Source organism: Oceanotoga sp. (assembly GCF_030445905.1).
Lineage (GTDB): Bacteria > Thermotogota > Thermotogae > Petrotogales > Petrotogaceae > Oceanotoga > Oceanotoga teriensis.
Genome location: NZ_JASUSU010000004.1, coordinates 87,149 through 106,015, shown reverse-complemented (window position 1 = coordinate 106,015; position 18,867 = coordinate 87,149). Strand labels below are relative to the sequence as shown.

Below are 18,867 nucleotides of genomic sequence, written 5' to 3'. Positions count from 1 at the left end.
CTTAACAATTTAATTATAACCTATGGAGGTAAATATCCCTTTTAACATCGTTTAAAATTACTTTAAATAAACGTTTTTAGAATTTAGAAAGATACTATTGAGACCTATAAAAATAAGGAGGTTTTTCATTATTTTTTGAAATATCAATAACACTTAAATAAAGTAACAATTCAAGTATTTTAATCTGAAAGTACTGTTTTTTAATATCATTTGGTACTGAATATAATTCAGAAAAAATATGTTCAATGGATTTTTCAGATCTTAAAACAAAATAATCAGTTTTATTTAAGAATTTATTTTTTAATGATCCAATATTAATTGGGAATCCGTCAAGTGCTTTTTTTATTGAATATTCAGCTTTATCCAAATAAAAACATATAGTAATACCATGATAATGCTTTATTGGAAATTCAAAAGTTTTTTTATGATTATCTCTATCATCAATTCTTAAGTCTCCTTGTTTTAAGTACATGAACAAATCATCTTTAATATTCCATTGTATTCTTCCTTCTCTACAATGATCAATACAAAAAATATTTTCGGGAGTTTCGAATTTTGATTCAGTTTTTTCCATATAAAAATCATTATACATTAATGATATTCCAGGAAAAACATCATATAAAATCATTTTTCCATCTCCAGTATCATTATGCATTTCAAAAACTGTACAATCTTCATTCTCACAAATTTTATTCACATTATCTCCAAGATTATTTTTATTATAAATCATAAAAATCTCCTTTTATCTTCAATTATTTAAAAATTGTTCATCTGTAAAATTTTTGAACAAGTATTATTCAAAAATTCTATATCATGAGTTATTACAATAATAATATGATTTTTAGAAAGTTTTTTTATCATAGAACTAACTTTAATCATATTATCATAATCTAATCCACTTGTTGGTTCATCAAATATAAGTATTTTTTTATTTGATAAAATACCTGTAGCAATTGCAAGTCTTTGTTTTTGTCCGCCAGAAAGTGACATTGGATGAGAATCTTTAAAATCGATTAAATTAAAATTATTTAAAACATTTTCAATATCCAAATCGTTAGAATGACCATCGATATTACATTCATTCCATACACTTTCACTAAAAAGCTGATGATTAACATCTTGCATTATCATATAACAATAATCTATTCTTTTTTTATGATTCAGTTTAATATCATTGAATTTTATATATCCTTCATATTCTTTAATAAGTCCAGTAATACATCTCATTAAAGTACTTTTCCCAGAACCATTTTTCCCTAAAACTCCAAGAATTTCACCTTGTTTAACTTCAAAAGATATATTATTAAAAATTATTTTATTTTTAATTTTACATGAAAGATTATTAACTTTTAAAATATTTTTAGAATAAACATTAGGAGTATTTTTTAAATTTATAGTTTCTTTATTTATAGATCTTAGTCCCATATCAACTCTATTTTCAAAATTTAAAGAAAAAAATCCTTAGAGTTAAAAATTTTAGAAATATAACCATCTTTCATTAAAACTACTCTATCAACAATATCTTTAAGATAAAAAAGTCTGTGTTCAGCTATTATAATTGTTTTTCCTTCAGATTTTATTTTTTTTAGTATGTTTTTTAAAACTGATATAGATTCTTCATCCAAATTGGCAGTAGGTTCATCTAATACAAATACTTCAGGATTCATTGCAAAAACTGAGGCGAAAGCAAGACTTTGTTTTTCTCCGCCAGACATTTTAAATATATTCCTGTTCAATAATTTCTCGATTTTTAAAGAATTTATAGTTTCTTTTAATCTTAATTCTATGTTTTTCTGAGGTATACCATTATTCTCAAGCCCAAAGACAATTTCACTATTAGAATCAATATTAAAAAATTGAGATTTTGGATTTTGAAATACGGATCCTATAATTCTTGAAATTTCATACATTTTATGATTCTTGATATCAAAGTCATTACATAAAACTTTTCCATTAAAATAAAAATTTTCAGTCAAATGTGGAATTATACCATTTATAAGTTTAGTTAAAGTTGTTTTACCTGAACCACTTTTACCACATAATAAAATACATTCATTTTTTAAGATATTTAAATTAATATTTTTTAAAATTATATTATCTTTATTATAACCAAAAACAATATTTTTTAATTCAATCATTATATCACATTCTCGATTCTTAAAATTATAGACACAAAAAGAAAAATTATACCAATTAAAAGAGAAAAAAAATCAATATAATGAAAATTCAGATCTATTAAAGAAGTTTTTTTTATTGGATTTTCTATTCCTCTTGTCACGGCTGCAGCACTTAATTCTTCTGAAGTATTTGTTGCAGAAATCATAATTGGAACTAAATAAGACTCAAATTTTTTAAATCCTTTAATTCCTCTTAATTTAAAAGCATCTTTAATATGATTTCTTTCTTCTTTTAATGCGGGAAAATATCTTATAGTTATGGCCAAAGGTATTATAATACTTTGTGGGATTTTCCATTTTTGTAAAGCTAAAATAAAAGTTCTTACAGGAGTTTTTTTTATTATCAAAGTTCCAAACATTAAACAAGGGAAAATTTTTCTTGAATACATAACAATTATAGAAAATAAATTAATAAATATACTCGGTGCAATTGGAAACAAAAAATATTGAATTATTAATAAAAATAAAAAAGATAATAACCAATAAAAAGAATGTTTTCTACAGCCACACAAAAAAAGAAGAGTAGCTATAAAAAAAACTAAAGAAGTTTCTATATAAATCGAGCGTTGCATAAATGCAACGCCATTTATAATAAATAAAAGAAGTATTTCTGTTCTTGGATCTAAAGTAAAACTATTGTTTAAATCAAACATCATACAATACCAGCCTTTTTAAAATGTTTATTAAAAAGTTTTTTAGTTATCCAAGCTCCTATAAATGCACCTAAAATTGGTGCAATGAATAAAACTGCAAGCATACCATTGGAAGCAATAGAATTCAATGTACTAACATATTCTTCTGGCATACCTTGACTTGAAATTTGAGCTAAAAAATCTTCTTTAAAAAGCCATATTGGTAAAGGTGATCCAATCATTCCTAGTGAAAAAAATACGAAAGAAAACATATTACCTTTAAAATTTTTATACTTCGAAATATAACGAATTAGTTCGGCAATTCCACAAGAAATAATAAATGTAATTAATATAACAATTGTAAATTGACCAGTTATAAAATATAATAAACCAGTTATTAACCCCATAATAAAAATTGCTCCAAACTTTTGAACTTTAGAAATCATTATCATATAAGGTATACCTGTAAAAATAGCTATTAAACCAGGCATTAAAATCCATATATAAGGTGAAAAACCAGATAATAACATAAACATAAAGTTTATAACGAAATAAATGGCCGAAAAAATTCCTATAGTTATTAAATCTTTACCCTTCATAAAAACCCTCCTAAATAAATTATAGTTAGAATATCATAAATTATTATACTTATTAAAAGGGTTTCTTTCTGCTCCATATTGACTTTTATATACCGAAAAGACAATATTATATATATCTTAAACTAAATTTAAACTCGTCTCCAAAAATTAGTCTGAGCTAACTTTCAAATATTTTCCAGTATAACTATTAATATTTTCAGAAACAATTTTGGGAGTTCCTTGAACTATAACTTCACCACCAAATTCTCCACTTTCTGGGCCTATATCAATTACCCAGTCGGCATTTTTGATAACATCTGGATTATGTTCAATTATTATTATGGTACATCCTTTGTCTGTCAGTTTTCTAAAAAGAGTTAATAAATTTTGAATATCAGAAAAATGAAGTCCTGTAGTAGGTTCATCTAACAAGTAAAGATCATTTTTTCCAGAAGATTTACAAAGTTCTTTAGCAAGGTTAAGCCTTTGAGCTTCGCCCCCAGATAATGTGGCTGAATTTTGTCCTAACTTCAAATAACCTAATCCAACATCCATCAATATATTTAGAACATTGTATATTTTTTTATTTTTATTTTTATGAAAAAAATCAAAAGCTTCTTCTATAGTCATTTCAAGAATATCAAATATATTTTTTCCATCAAAGTCAAAATCTAAAATCTTTTTCTTATATCTTTTACCATCACATACTGGACATTTTGACCAAGTATTTATAAAATCTATTTTAATTTCACCACAACCTTTACAATTATCACATTGTCCATCAGGTGAATTAAAGCTAAAATAACTTGAATTTATATTATTTTTTTCAGAGAAAATATTTCTAATTTCGTCCATTATACCTATATAAGTTGCTGGTACACTTCTTGGAGTTCTTCCAATAGGTGATTGATCAGCAAGAATTATTTTTTTAAATTTTTCTCTTACAGTATATTTACAATTAATCTCTCTATTTTTATTAAAAGTAGGAAATAAAACGCCTTCCAATAAGCTTGATTTACCACTACCACTTACTCCTGTAATACAAGTTAATGATTTAAGTGGAATTTTTATAGATATATTTTTTAAATTATTATATTTAATATCTTCAAATTCTATGAAATTAATATTTTTATGTTTGTTTTTTGGAATAAATAAATTTTTATCATTTTTTATATACTCTATAGTTTCAGAGACATTATTATTATTATTTAAAATATCATTTATTTCTCCATCTAAAACAATGTTTCCTCCATCTTTGCCTGCTTTAGGCCCAATATCGATTATTCTATCTGAACTTTTAATAATAGTTTTATTATGTTCAACAAGTAATATAGTATTTGAATTTTCCTTTAAATTTTTAATTATTTTTATTAATTTTTCATAATCTTTTGGATGAAGTCCAGCTGTAGGCTCATCCATAACATAAAGAACACCAGAAATATTATTTCCAAATTGAGATACTAGTTTTAATCTTTGAAGTTCTCCACCTGATAGAGTCGTAACGGATCTATCTAAAGAAAGATAATCTAATCCAAGTTCTTTACAGGTATTTAAATCATAAATAAGTTTTTTCAAAATAGGAGATATAAAATCATATTGATAATCAGTTATAGTGGAATATAAAGATTCACACCACTTTTTTAGTTCTTTTAGAGACATTGATAATATTTCTGGGTATCTAATTTTATTTATAGTAACAGATCTTCCTTCAATATTAAGTCTTTCACCATCACAATAATTACACTTGATTTCTTTCATATAACCAATATTCGATTTTGAGGCTTTTTCATCCGAAACAAGTCTTTTTATTATATGATAAGCACCCTCAACAGGTCTTGTAATATTCCCGTTTCTTCCACTTTTATTATTACTAAATTTCAAAGTCACATTTCTTCCATTACTACCATAAATCGCTTGTTTTTTAAACTCTTCGGGAAGATCTTTCCAAGGAAGATTTAAATCAATATTCATTTCATTTGCAAGAGCTATTATTTGACCTCTTATCCAATTATGATTTGGATTCTTTAAAAAGACTCCTAGTTTACCCCAAAGTTTTGAAGCTCCATCTAAAATAGAAATTTCTGGATTTTGTATAATTGAGTCAACATCAACATCATAAATTTCACCCTTTCCATTACATACAGGACACATACTTTCTGGATTTGTATAACTAAACATAGAAGGAGAAATATCAAAAAGAATTTTACCGCATTTGCTACAAGTATTATTTGTTTGTAAAACCATTTTTTTATCTGAAGCAAAAATTAAATAAAAAACACCTTTTCCTATATTCAAAGCTAATCTAAAATCATTATGAGTTTTTCCATAAATATCTTCTATTTTATAATTATCTAATTTTAATAATATATTTTCTATAGTATCTTCAGTCATTGGGATAACAGGATTTCCACATTTTGGACAATGTCTTATACCAATTGTTGAAAAAAGTATTCTTAATTGATTTATCATACCAGTTGTAGTACCAACAGTTGAATATATATTTTGTCCTAATGAATTTTGAGAAATTGCTATTGCAGGAATAATACCTTCTATACTATCAAAATCAGAATTATCATTTAAAGAATTTTCACCAGAAGCATCGAGAAATCTTTTTCTACATTCAGAATATAAAGTATCAAAAGCTAAGCTTGACTTACCACTGCCACTCACACCAGTAATACTCGTTATTGTTCCATAAGGAATTTCAACATCAATATTTTTTAAATTATTATGTCTTGCTCCATTAATTTTAAGACTATTTTTTTTATAAAAGTTTTTTTTATTTAGTTCCAATTTTCTCTTTGGATTAGAATAGTTAAAAATAGTATCTTCAAGATAAGAATTTATTATATTTAACTTTCCATCAGAGTATTCATTTTCTTCTATGCTATCTCTCCAATGAGAGAGCCATTTAGGTATTTTAGCATTTAAAATAGAATCATTATTGTTATAAGGCAGTATACCGATTAAAGGAGTATGATCAAAACATTCAAGTTCAGTAACATATATTTCATCTTTTTTTATATCAATTATCTTAGCAATTGTCAAAGCTATAGGAGTAGGTCTTACAGGAGATCTAGAAGCAAAAACACCAGTTTTTGGAGCATTTTCATAAGGGGGATTACAAATTAATGTTTTTCTATATTTTACTTTATCAAATCTGTCAAACCACCAAAATATTTTTATATATGAATTAATTTCAAATAAATTTAAAAAATCATTATTCTCTATTTTTAGTTTATATTTTCCATTTTCTTTTAAAATAAGCCCTTTTTGTTCTATAGAAAGATTTTTAATATTTGAAATATTTTCAAAAAGATTTGGATTAAAATTAAAATCTTTTATATTATCTTCTGAAGGAAAATAAGGCTTTATATCATAAACTAATAACTCTTTATTTTCTAAACCTTCTAATTTTATATATCCAAGTTTTGAATCAATATTCTTTATTTTGAATACTCTTTCTTTTAAAATATACAATTCATCAGAATATATAAGTATCAGATGACTAAAATTTTCAATATATTTTAGACCTTTTAAGAAATCTTTTTTTACTTTTAAAACACCATTTTTTGAAACATCTCCGATTATTTCAAGTTTAAATGATTTATTCAATAAAATCACCTCCGTTTTAAAAACAGTATAACATCTAACATCATGTTAGGGTCAAATTTTTAATACAGGAATTTGTATTTCTGTTAAATAATTTTCAGGGTTTTTATTATAAAAAGGTTCTTCATTTGAAACATGACAAATTTGTCGACTTTTGCCACAAATTTTATAATGATTATGTGAATTAAGCCAATAAATTAAAAATTTATAAGCTTTTTCTAAATTAGTATAAGGACCTTTTACCATCATACATGCCATTAAATTTACCTTTCTTGTATTTCTAAATATCAATTTTTCAAAGTCAATATATTTTTTTTCTATTATATATCCAACTTCTACATCAATACTATTTTTAACAAAATCATCATTATGAAAAATACATAAATTATTTCCTATACCTTTTTTCAAAGTAATATTATATTTATTTACAAGAAAATCTAATTTTTCCCATAACTTTTTTTCATCATTATAAGAAGAAATAGTTTCTCTTATAGAAACTATGTTATATTGTGGAATACTTTTAAAATTTATATTAAAATTAATACAAATATTATTTTTCTTAATATCTTCTATGGCAGTATTTATGTTATTTATTTTATTATATAAAGAATTTATTTCATTTAAAATGATATCTTTTCTTTTGTTTAAATTTTCAATCAAAAAATTATTTTCCCAACTTTCCAGTATTTTTTTTATTTGTTTTATAGAAAAGTTCATATCTCTCAATAAGATTATTTTTTGAATGATAGGAATCTGCTCTACACAATAAAAACGATAACCTGTAAATTCATCTATTTTAAAGGGTTTAAAAATTCCTTGTTCATCATAATATCTAAGCATTCTAATTGATACTTCGGTTAATTTAGAAAAATCTCCAATTTTAAAAAGAACAGAATTATCTTCTATCATTCTATTAAAAACACCTCCAAAAATATAGTTAAATATATCTATTTTTAAACTCATTTTTTGCAATAGATGTATATTTTTTTATAAAATCAGTCTTTGATTCTGTATATGCATTTCTGTTATTTTTATATTTGAGCATAAGAGATAATTTTAATTTTTCATATTCTTTTGCAATGTTAGGATATTTAATTAAATAATCTCTAAAATAAAGTTCGTCATTATCTCCATAAGGTCTTATATGCAGATGATAAACTTTCTTAGCAAATCCTTCTGGTGTATATCCTTTGTTTAAAGATAATCTAAAATCTTTTGAGTTATTGTTTGACATAATAGTCCAATCATTTTTTAAAAGAGGAATTATAAAATTATTTATGTCAATATCATGTAAAGTTTCTATAAGAATATCTATTGTAGGTTTTGCTATTAATCCTTCAACGGCGGTACTTCCAATATGACTTAATCTTTTTATATATTTATTTTCTAATAAACTCAATAAAAGCTTTTTTTCATCATTATACCACTTTTTGTACTCTGGATTATGTTCTTTTAGAATTATTGGAAATAATATCCAAAGTTCTTCTAAAGTCATTTCAGATAATTTTTTATTCATTATTATCATCTCCTGTTTTAATATGTTAAAGTATTCCTTTGTATTATACAACAAATTAAATTTATTTTTTTAAAATAATATAAAAAAATAAAAAATATAGAAGATTAAAAAATCTTCTATATTTTTAAAGAAAAATCTATATAATTTATTTCAGTAGTTAAAATTCCCATTGATATAATATCTATATCATTAGATAAAAATTCCAAATAATTATTTTCAGAAATTCCTCCAGAAACTTCAATTAAAATATTATTATTTAAAGATTTTAATTTTTTAGCAGTTTCTTTTGCTTCGTAAGAATTAAAATTATCAAGCATAATTATATCAACATTATAATTTAAAGCTTCTAATGCCATATTTAAATTGTTTACTTCAATTTCTAATTTTTGAGTGAAGGATTTAAACTTTGATACAGCTTCAATAGAATTCTTGATTCCACCATATAAAGAAATATGATTATCTTTTATCATTATTGTATTATATAAATTAAGACGATGTGTATCTCCACCACCAATCATAACAGCATATTTCTGAATTTTATTAAGTCCAGGAATAGTTTTTCTTGTTGCAGCAATTTTTGTTTTAAATCCCAAATCAAGTATTTTTTCATTGATTTTATTTGTTTTAGAACTTATAGAACTCATAAAAGATAATATATTTAATATAGTTCTTTCACATAATAAAATATTATAAGCATCACCAAAAATACTTCCTATAATACCTTTTTCAGCAATTTCTCCGTCATTATAATTAAAAGATCCATTTAAATTAAAAGATTTTAGAACATCATATATTATATTAATTCCACAAATACAAACCTTATCATCCTTTAAAAAAATTTTAGCTTCAAAATTTTTGTTTTTAAGTTCATAAGAGGCAAGATCAATAAAATTTTCATCATTTCTTATGTTTTTTATAATATTATTTATTTCATCTTTCACTTTATTATACCTCCATAAGCTTAAACATATTTATTATAGAACGTCTTGAATCATTTATCAAATTTCTATCTAATAAAATTTCATTAATTTCAAAATTTAAGACATTATAGATATCTTCTAATTTATTTTTTTTCATATCATGACAAATTGCTTCATTATTAAATGGAATTATTTCAACATTTTCAAACATATTTTTTAATACGTCCACCATACCTATCTCAGTACCGATAATATATTTTTTATCAAGATTTTCAGATATAAACTTAGGCATTTGACCTGTTGAGCCAACTTTAAAAGACTTATCTCTCAAATTTTTTTTACACTCTGGATGAACTATTAAATTAAAATCAGAGAATGATTTGAGATTCAAACTATTGTTTTCTATGGAATCATGCACATAACAAAATCCATCTTCTCCCGGTATAGCTAAAACATTTTTTTTAGTTTTTTCTTTAACATAATTAGCCAAATTTTTATCTGGTCCAAATAAAATATTATTATTATCAATAGCATTAACTATTTCTACAGCATTTGCTGAAGTGCAAACACAATCAGCATATCTCTTACATTCAGCTGTTGAATTAACATATAAAACAATCGAATAATTCGGGAATTTTGATTTAAAATACAATAATTTTTCAGGAGATAATGAATTAGCCATAGGACATGTAGCAGATTTATTGGCAACAAAAATTCTTTTTTCTGGATTAAGAATTTTCATAGTTTCAGCCATAAAATCAACGCCTATAAAAAGAATATTTTTTTCTTTATTAATATTTTGAGCAACCTTAGCAAGACCTAAGGAATCACCATTATAATCACATAAATCAAGAATATTTTTTTCTACATAATTATGACCTATAAAAATAAAATTTTTCTTTTCTTTCAAATAATTAATTTCTTTTAATAAGTCCATTATTAAACACCAACCTTAATACTATTATTAAATTTTTTTAGAAATCCAACTACAGATAATGGTGCCATTAAACTTGTTTTTGGATTATTAGAAGGATTATTTTCAATTTTTATTTCATATTTACCTGCTTTTGAATCTATAAATATTTTATGAATATTTTTAATTATTTTTGGATCAGAAATAATTTTTACTTTAACTTTATCAAAACTTTCAACGGCCATTGAAAGAGTGATAGCAACATTAATATTTTTAGGATAATTTTTAATAGCTTCTTCGGCAGTTCCATAAAAAATAAGTTCTTCTTTTGTATTTATCATATTAAAACTTAATGGGGGTTTACGAGTTTCTATAGTAATAGAATTAATTTCATCTTTCAAAGAATTAATAATATCAATTCCACCAATAGCTCCAGATGGAATAAATATTTGAGACCTTGAATTTTTTAAAATATTTTCAACATTGTTTCGAAAATCAAAATCTGAAAAAGCGCCACTTGATAAAATAATAATATTCTTATTATTCCTAATTATGTTTTCAGTATATTTTTTCACAGCTTCAACACTCGCACATTCCACATAAAAATCAATATCATCAGAAATAAAAAAATCGGATTCAATACAAAAATGAAATTTTTCTTTTAAAAAATTAATTTTTTCAACATCATAATCTAATAAATAAGCTTTTTTTATACAATTCTGCATTTTTTCAAGAATTATTTCAGTACAATTTCCTGCCCCAATAAAAAAAATATTCAATAAAAACATCTCCTTTGTATATACTGTATATACAGTAACATTATACTTCAAAGTATAAATTTAAATAACGAATAAATGAAAATTGTATAAACAAACTGTTTAATAAAATTGTGATATAATATTAAACATAAAAATAAGGGGGATAAAATATGAAAAAAATTCTAATTATTTTAATCTTTATAATTTCATTAAATATTTTTGGAGTTGAATATACTGAATATATCAACAATAACAAAGATTTTTTATCTATGACATCAAAAAATTTTGAGACACTTATAACTTACAAATTAAAAAATAAAGAATATAACTTTTTTATATGGGATATTAAAGAAAGAAAAATTCCTGAACATAAATTTATATTTAGTTCAACAGATAGAACTTATTCGATTTCTGGAGATGGTCAAAAAATAGCTTTTAGAAGTAATAATATGATTCAAATATTCCGTAAAAATGGTATAATGATTAAAAATTTTGTTCCAAACAATTTTTATAAAACTTCTAATATATCGAGTATAAATTTAGATTATAATGCAGAAAAAATAATAATAGCTTTTAAAAATTATAGTATAACGACTAATGATTATATACACTATTTGCAAATATATGATATATCAAGTGGAAATATGATCTCAGAATATAAAGGAAATTATGAAAGTCTTTATGTTAGTGATATAACAAAAGAAAGTTTTATATTATTTCAACAAAATAAAAGCAATAAATATAGCGTTTCAATAATTAGTATAAAGAACCCAAAAAAATTTTTATATTCAGCAAATTATTCAAATTATATACATCCAAAATTTTTTGATGATAAAAATCTAATAATAGAATATATTAATGGCATAAAAAAAATAATAAATATAGAAAATTTTACTGAAAAAACTTATAAAATTGGAGGAGTTTATTATTTTGTAAATGAAGAATTAATATATAGCAAAGAAGAAAATGGGATAAACCAATTCATAACAGATGGTAATTCATTACTAAAAGTAAAAACAATAAAAGGAAATTATTTTATATATACATATGATAGAGAAGAAAAAAACTTTATATTGATAGACAAAGATGGAATAAAAAAATATCCGGCATTTGATTTAAATTTAAAAACATATATTCAAAAATATGATAAAGGAATAGAACTTCTTCAAATTGGATTTGATGATGGAGTGGAAGAAATAAAAGCTGCATTGGAGAAAGAAGAATTAAGTTTTTTATCACAAAATAATGGGATTTTTTTAAGTCAAAATCTTCAAATCGACGAATTTATTAGATCAAAATTAATTGTTATGGAATATTATAATCTAATAAAAAATGGAGAAGTTATGGACATATTATATGCACATAGAAAACTTCTTGAATATATAATGATATCTTGTAAAACAAATAATATAGAACTCGCTGAAAATGCGTTAACAAAACTAAAAAATTTAAAAAAAGAATATCCAAAAACATTAAAATGGGAAAATATAGAGAAACATATAGTTTTATTTGAAGCTTTAATAATATCAACAAAAGATAACTCTAAAGAAGGATATTATCACATTTTAAATAATAATGGAATATTATACAATGATCAAAACTATGTGCTTTTTTATCTCATTGATCATCCAGAATATTTTTCTCCTTTATATGAAGATAAAAAGAAATTATCATATTTTACGAATATACAAGAATCAAATTTAAAAAATCCTAAACCATTTTCTAAAGAACAAAAAGAAATATATAACATTGATGAAAATCCATTTTTGTGACAATTTTGTTGCATTCTTCTTTGTAAATAAATAATTAAAATTAAACGACATTAACGACAAATATTTAAAAAAATCAAAAACAAATCAAACTTTTTTAAATGAATACGATATTATAAAATCATATGACTGAACATTAAATTGGAGGTGTAGTATGAAAAAATTACTTGTATCCATTTTTATTATTATATTAAGTTTGACAATTTTTGCAAATGAAAAAGTTGGTGCATACACAACTTTAGAAGAACCATTAGCGAAAGAACTTTTTGATGAATTTGAGAGAGAAACTGGAATAAAAGTTGAATGGGTAAGATTATCTACTGGAGAAGCAGTTGCAAGAATGGAAGCGGAAGCAAACAATCCTCAAGCCTCTATATGGGTTGGTGGAGTAGGTCTTGGACATATTGAAGCAAAACAAAAAGGATTAACGACTCCATACAAATCACCGATGGCGAGAAATACACCAGATAAATATAGAGATACTGAATCTTATTGGATAGGACTATATGTTGGACCTTTGGCTTTCGGTATTAATACAGATAGAGCAAAAGAACTAGGTATAAAAGCTCCTGAAGGATGGTTTGACATAATAGATTCTAAATATACAAAAATGGTAAGAGTCGCTAATCCTGGGACATCCGGAACTGCATATAATGTAGTTACAAATATAATCTCTCTTTTTGGTGGAAATGAAGATCTTACATTTACATATTTAAAAAAATTAGATAACAGTATAGATCAATATACAAAGTCTGGATCAGCAGGTGGAAAAAGTGCTGCAATAGGAGAAATACCTATTGCAATTGGATACTTACATGATCTTGTAAAACTAAAAGCTGGGGGAGCTCCTCTTGAAATAGTTATACCAAAAGAAGGTACAGGATTCGAACTCGCTTCTATGTCATTGATAAAGAATGGCCCTGATTCATTAAATGCAAAAAAACTTTATAATTGGGTACTTGGTGAAAAAGCACAAGCAATGATAGCTGCATGGTATGTAATTCCAGTATCAAAAATAGCTCCAAAAGACAAAGTAGTTGTTGAAATAGATACCTTAAATACAGTAAATCAAGATTATGAATGGGATGCTTCAAATAAAGAAAGATTAGTTGAAAGATGGAATAAAGAAATAGGCTCTAAATAAAAAATAGCGGCTTTTTATAGCCGCTATTGTAAATATATTCAGAGGTGATTAAATGTTTACTAAAAAAAAGGTTATCATATATATTTTTACAATATTAATAATAGCTATACTTGATATATGGATATTCAACAGTATAAAAAGTTCATTCGCTGATATAACAAATGAAAATAATAAAAATATAGTCTCATTAATAGATACAGTTCATTTAGATCAAGATTATTCTAAATGGGTGAAAAATATATCTGAAAGTTATGAAAATTTAAATCTAATATATTTAAACGGAGTGCCTGGATTTGATGAATTAAAAGCATATGTTAAATCTGAGGAATATTTAAAATTTTATGATGAAAATATAAATACTGATGATTTTCAAAAAGGATTAGAATATGCTTCTTATAGTGAAGTATATAAATTACCTTCTCAATATACTTTTCAAAATAAAAAAATAGATATTTATTTTTCACCTATATTTGATGAAGATGAATATATTGTAGGAGTTGGGATATATCTTTTTGATAATTCAAAAAATAATGATTTTTTTAAACTGCTGGATATATTTTCAATAGGGATATTAATAATTGTATCAGTATTCATATATCTTTCAAGATTTACAAGAGATCCAGTAATGAGTTATATAATACTTGGTTTGTTTATTATAGTTGGCATATTTGTAGTATACCCTTTATACGAAGCGATAAGACTTACATTTATAAAAAATGGTGTGTTTTCATTTGATATATGGAAAACGATATTAACAACCAATCAATATATGCAAGCATTTTGGGGTAGTATAAAACTTGGGTTATTTACTGCAACTTTATCAACAATAATTGGATTTTTATTTGCTTTTACCTTAAGCAGAACATCTATAAAAGGTAAAAAATTTATATCAACTATGGCAACATTACCTGTAATATCACCACCATTTTCTTTAACTTTATCTATAATACTTCTTTTTGGAAATAATGGTTTAATAACAAAGCAATTACTTGGAATAACAAATTTTTCAATATATGGGCTTGGTGGGCTTACACTCGTACAAACAATGGGAATGTTTCCTATAGCATATTTAACAATGGTAGGAGTCTTACAATCTATTGATTCAACACTTGAAGATGCTTCTTTAGATTTAAATGCATCAAAGAGTAAAACATTTTTTAAAGTTACTTTACCATTATCTGCACCAGGAATTTTAAGTGCTTGGTTATTAGTTTTTACAAATAGTCTTGCAGATTTTGCAAATCCTTTAATACTTGGGGGAAGCTACAAAGTCCTATCAGTTGAAGCATATATAGAAGTAACTGGAATGGGAAGACTTGGTAATGGAGCGGCTTTATCTCTGTTATTATTATTACCAACAGTAACAGCATTTCTTATACAAAGATTTTGGGTAAGTAAAAAATCTTTTGTAACGGTTACTGGGAAACCATCTGGAAGATTAACAGAACTCGTATCAAAACCTATTAAAATAACACTCAATACATTAATAATTTTAATAATAATATTTTTAATAGGTCTTTATGGAACTATAATAGCTGGTAGTTTCGTAAAAAACTGGGGAATAGATTATACATTCACTTTAGACAACTTTAAAGAAGCATTGCAAAGAGGAAAAGAAGCAATTGGTGATACAGTTACACTTGCAACAATAGCCACACCAATAGCCGGAATTCTTGCAATGTTAACGGCTCTTGTAGTAGTCAGAAAAAAATTCCCAGGTAAAAAATTGATGGAAATACTTGTTATGGTTCCGTTTGCAATACCAGGAACATTGATAGGTATAAGTTATATATTAGCTTTTAATAAACCACCAATATTAATAGTGGGAACAGCTTTCATAATAATAATAAACTATGTAATAAGAGAATTGCCTGTTGGAGTTGAAGGCGGAGTTGCTGCATTAAGACAAATAGATCCAGCAATTGAAGAAGCTGCAGCAGATTTAGGGGCAGATGTTCCAACAATATTTAAAACAATAGTTCTGCCTCTTCTAAGACCGGCATTTATATCGAGTTTATCATATACATTCGTGCGTTCAATGACAGCTGTAAGTGCAGTTATATTCTTAATATCTGCAAAATGGTATCATATAACAGTTTTAATATATAATTTTTCAGAAAACCTGAGATTTGGTTATGCAAGTGTTCTTGCTACGACACTTATAATTATAGTACTCATAGCATTTGGACTTATGAGATTATTGATAAAAGATAACAAGAACTTAGAAAAAACAATATCTTAAGAGGTGACTGATAATGATAAAAACAAGTGCTTCTGTGAAGCTTGAAAATATAACAAAAATATTTAAAGATCCTGCTGGAAAAGGTGAAGTATATGCCGTAAATGATGTTAACTATGAAATACAACCTGGAGAATTGATAACTCTTTTAGGACCATCTGGATGTGGAAAAACAACAACTTTAAGAATGATAGCTGGATTTGAACTTCCAACAAAAGGAAAAATAATAATATCTAATCAAGATGTAACACAACTTCCACCAAATAAAAGAGATACAGCAACAGTATTTCAAAGTTATGGATTATTTCCACATATGACAGTTTTTGAAAATGTAGCTTATGGATTAAAATTAAGAAAAATAAATAAAAATGAAATAGAAAAAAGAGTAATGCAAACACTCGATATGGTTGGTTTAAAGCATCTTGCACATAGATCTCCATCGAGGCTCTCTGGTGGTCAACAACAAAGAGTTGCACTTGCAAGATCTATAATAGTAGAACCTTCAGTACTTTTATTAGATGAGCCACTTTCAAATCTTGATGCTCTTTTAAGAGAACAAATGAGAATAGAAATAAGAAGAATACAAAAAACACTTGGAATAACTGCAGTATATGTAACTCATGATAGGGTAGAAGCCATGAGTTTATCAGATAGAATTGTATTGATGGATTCTGGTAAAATAATTCAAACAGGTACTCCAAATGAAATATATGAATCTCCAGAATCAAAATTTGTTGCCGGTTTTGTTGGAAAAGTAGCTTTTATAAATATAGAGATAAAAGAAATTTCTGAAAATATAACAATAAAGCTTGAAGATAAAATTTTAAATATAAAAAAATTTCAAAAAAATTTAACATTAGAAGATAAAGCAGTATTAATGTGTAGACCAGAATCCATGAAAATAGCAGAGTTTGGAAAAGGACATATAGATGGAATTGTAAAAAATAATGTGTACCTTGGAAATAGTATTGAAAGTTTTATAGAAACAAAATATGGAGAATTACTCGTTCAAATAGATAATCCTTCACAAAAAACAGTATATTCAGAAGGGCAAAAAGTTGGTATAGAAATAGTTCCAGAACTATCAAAAGTTTTAAAAGATCAAGATTAAAACGACAAATTGGAGTTTATGTATTCATAAACTCCAATTTGTTTTATATATTTATATCAAAACTATATTTTTGTAATAAATTTTTGTTAATATTTTTTTTATACTAAAAAAATGAGAGGGATAAACATGTCGAGTTTTTATAAAAGATTATTTTACTTAGCTTTACCAATAGCAATACAACAACTCATATCTACAGGAGTAAATTTTATAGATACTCTTATGATGGGTCAACTAGGAGACATTGCAATAGCAGCTGTAGGACAAGCAAACAGAATATTTTTTCTTTTTTCATTATTAATGTTTGGAATATCAAGTGCGGGTTCTATATTTATATCACAATATCATGGAAAATCAGAAAAAGAAAACATATCAAAAACTACAAGTTTAATGTTTATATTTGCTTTCTTAGCCTCTCTGATATTTTTTATACCGGCATACTTCAAGCCAGAATTTGTGATGAGTTTTTTTAGTCCAGATTCTGAAGTAATAAACGCAGGAAAGCAATATTTAAAATTAGTATCGATATCATATCCTATCATGTCTATAATATTTGTTTTCGAAACTGCATTTAAAAGTACAGAACATACAACAATTCCAATGATATCAAGTTCTTTAGCAATGGGAATAAATATAATTTTGAATTATATATTCATATTTGGAAAATTTGGAGTTCCTCAAATGAACGAAGCAGGAGCAGCTATAGGAACATTATTTGCTAGAATAGTACAAGCAATATTTTTAGTATATTACATAATAAAATTAAAACATCCTGCCTTTTTTAAATTTAAAAGTATCAAATATATATCAAAAGATTTTGTTATAAGATTTATAAAACATGCAGCACCAGTTACAGGAAATGAATTCTTATGGGCTGCAGGGGTAACAGCATATTCAATAATATTTGCTAATATATCGACAGAAGTAATAGCAGCAAAAAATATAGTAGATACTATTGAGCAATTTATATGGGCATTTTTATTTGCTTTGGGATCATCAACTGCTATAATAATAGGTAAAGAACTTGGAGCATCGAGATTTGAAGAGGCACAAAAATACTCTAAAAAACTTATAAAATTAAATTTTATATTTAGCATCATATTAATATTATTACTAATATCTATATTACCTTTAATATTAAAAGCATTTAACGTATCTCAAGAAGTAAAACAAATGATAAAAACTATATTATATATATCTTTTTTATTCATACCATTAAGATCATTCAATCTTATAAATGGTGTTGGTATACTAAGAGCTGGTGGAGATACTAAAATAATGTTTTACGCAGAAATAATAACTCTTTGGGGACTAGGTGTTACAGCGGCATTTATTTCAGGAATAATTTTAAAACTCGATTATTATTGGGTATATCTCCTTACAATGCTTGATGAAATAGCCAAAGCAATAATACTTGGACATAGATATTTAACAAAAAAATGGGTAAAAAATGTTATAAATTGATCTATAAAATTATTTTAAATTATTATAATAGTTAAAA

16 protein-coding genes are annotated in these 18,867 nt (G+C 24.8%); 5 read left to right on the top strand and 11 right to left on the bottom strand.

Features of this window, described 5'->3' with window-relative positions; genetic code table 11:
• Window positions 1-94 precede the first annotated feature (94 nt).
• The 11 genes from PWP28_RS02190 to nadX form a co-directional block, all read right to left on the bottom strand.
• Window positions 95-730 (bottom strand): hypothetical protein, encoded by a 636-nt coding sequence (locus PWP28_RS02190; RefSeq protein ID WP_308644185.1) that lies wholly within the window; start codon window positions 728-730, stop codon window positions 95-97.
• Between the two features lie 26 nt (window positions 731-756).
• Complete coding sequence (locus tag PWP28_RS02185) at window positions 757-1,425, bottom strand: ATP-binding cassette domain-containing protein (RefSeq protein ID WP_308644184.1); 669 nt, start codon at window positions 1,423-1,425, stop codon at window positions 757-759.
• Window positions 1,426-1,445: 20 nt separating this feature from the next.
• Entirely contained in the window at window positions 1,446-2,138 is a 693-nt protein-coding gene (locus tag PWP28_RS02180; RefSeq protein WP_308644183.1) for an ABC transporter ATP-binding protein, read from the bottom strand.
• The gene (locus PWP28_RS02175) at window positions 2,138-2,833 is read right to left on the bottom strand and encodes an energy-coupling factor transporter transmembrane component T (RefSeq protein WP_308644182.1); all 696 of its coding nucleotides are present in this window, start codon (window positions 2,831-2,833) and stop codon (window positions 2,138-2,140) included. Before PWP28_RS02175 ends, PWP28_RS02180 begins: the two co-directional genes overlap by 1 nt.
• Window positions 2,830-3,408 carry an MptD family putative ECF transporter S component gene (locus PWP28_RS02170; RefSeq protein WP_308644181.1) on the bottom strand — a complete coding sequence of 193 codons (579 nt, stop codon included), beginning with the start codon at window positions 3,406-3,408 and terminating at the stop codon, window positions 2,830-2,832. The genes PWP28_RS02175 and PWP28_RS02170 overlap by 4 nt, the downstream gene beginning before the upstream one ends.
• 147 nt (window positions 3,409-3,555) lie before the next feature.
• On the bottom strand, window positions 3,556-7,002 hold the full coding sequence (locus PWP28_RS02165; RefSeq protein ID WP_308644180.1) for a TrmO family methyltransferase: 3,447 nt from the start codon (window positions 7,000-7,002) through the stop codon (window positions 3,556-3,558).
• Between the two features lie 51 nt (window positions 7,003-7,053).
• The gene (locus PWP28_RS02160) at window positions 7,054-7,908 is read right to left on the bottom strand and encodes a MerR family transcriptional regulator (protein WP_308644179.1); all 855 of its coding nucleotides are present in this window, start codon (window positions 7,906-7,908) and stop codon (window positions 7,054-7,056) included.
• Between the two features lie 28 nt (window positions 7,909-7,936).
• Window positions 7,937-8,515, bottom strand: coding sequence for a GrpB family protein (locus PWP28_RS02155; protein ID WP_109604548.1), 579 nt, complete (start codon window positions 8,513-8,515; stop codon window positions 7,937-7,939).
• A gap of 116 nt (window positions 8,516-8,631) precedes the next feature.
• A complete protein-coding gene (gene nadC / locus PWP28_RS02150; RefSeq protein ID WP_308644178.1) occupies window positions 8,632-9,456 on the bottom strand; it encodes a carboxylating nicotinate-nucleotide diphosphorylase in 825 nt (274 codons plus the stop codon).
• Between the two features lie 4 nt (window positions 9,457-9,460).
• Window positions 9,461-10,372: a quinolinate synthase NadA gene (gene nadA, locus PWP28_RS02145; RefSeq protein WP_308644177.1), complete on the bottom strand. Its 912-nt coding sequence runs from the start codon at window positions 10,370-10,372 to the stop codon at window positions 9,461-9,463.
• Window positions 10,373-10,374: 2 nt separating this feature from the next.
• Window positions 10,375-11,127, bottom strand: coding sequence for an aspartate dehydrogenase (gene nadX, locus PWP28_RS02140; protein WP_206050532.1), 753 nt, complete (start codon window positions 11,125-11,127; stop codon window positions 10,375-10,377).
• A 149-nt stretch (window positions 11,128-11,276) separates the two neighbouring features.
• Here nadX and PWP28_RS02135 point away from each other — a divergent pair, with 149 nt between their 5' ends.
• From PWP28_RS02135 to PWP28_RS02115, 5 genes are all read left to right on the top strand, one after another.
• Entirely contained in the window at window positions 11,277-12,878 is a 1,602-nt protein-coding gene (locus tag PWP28_RS02135) for a hypothetical protein (RefSeq protein WP_308644176.1), read from the top strand.
• Window positions 12,879-13,029: 151 nt separating this feature from the next.
• Complete coding sequence (locus PWP28_RS02130) at window positions 13,030-14,019, top strand: ABC transporter substrate-binding protein (RefSeq protein WP_308644175.1); 990 nt, start codon at window positions 13,030-13,032, stop codon at window positions 14,017-14,019.
• Between the two features lie 52 nt (window positions 14,020-14,071).
• Window positions 14,072-16,261 (top strand): iron ABC transporter permease, encoded by a 2,190-nt coding sequence (locus PWP28_RS02125; RefSeq protein WP_308644174.1) that lies wholly within the window; start codon window positions 14,072-14,074, stop codon window positions 16,259-16,261.
• Between the two features lie 13 nt (window positions 16,262-16,274).
• Complete coding sequence (locus PWP28_RS02120; RefSeq protein ID WP_109604555.1) at window positions 16,275-17,369, top strand: ABC transporter ATP-binding protein; 1,095 nt, start codon at window positions 16,275-16,277, stop codon at window positions 17,367-17,369.
• A 126-nt stretch (window positions 17,370-17,495) separates the two neighbouring features.
• On the top strand, window positions 17,496-18,830 hold the full coding sequence (locus tag PWP28_RS02115; RefSeq protein WP_308644173.1) for an MATE family efflux transporter: 1,335 nt from the start codon (window positions 17,496-17,498) through the stop codon (window positions 18,828-18,830).
• Window positions 18,831-18,867 lie beyond the last annotated feature (37 nt).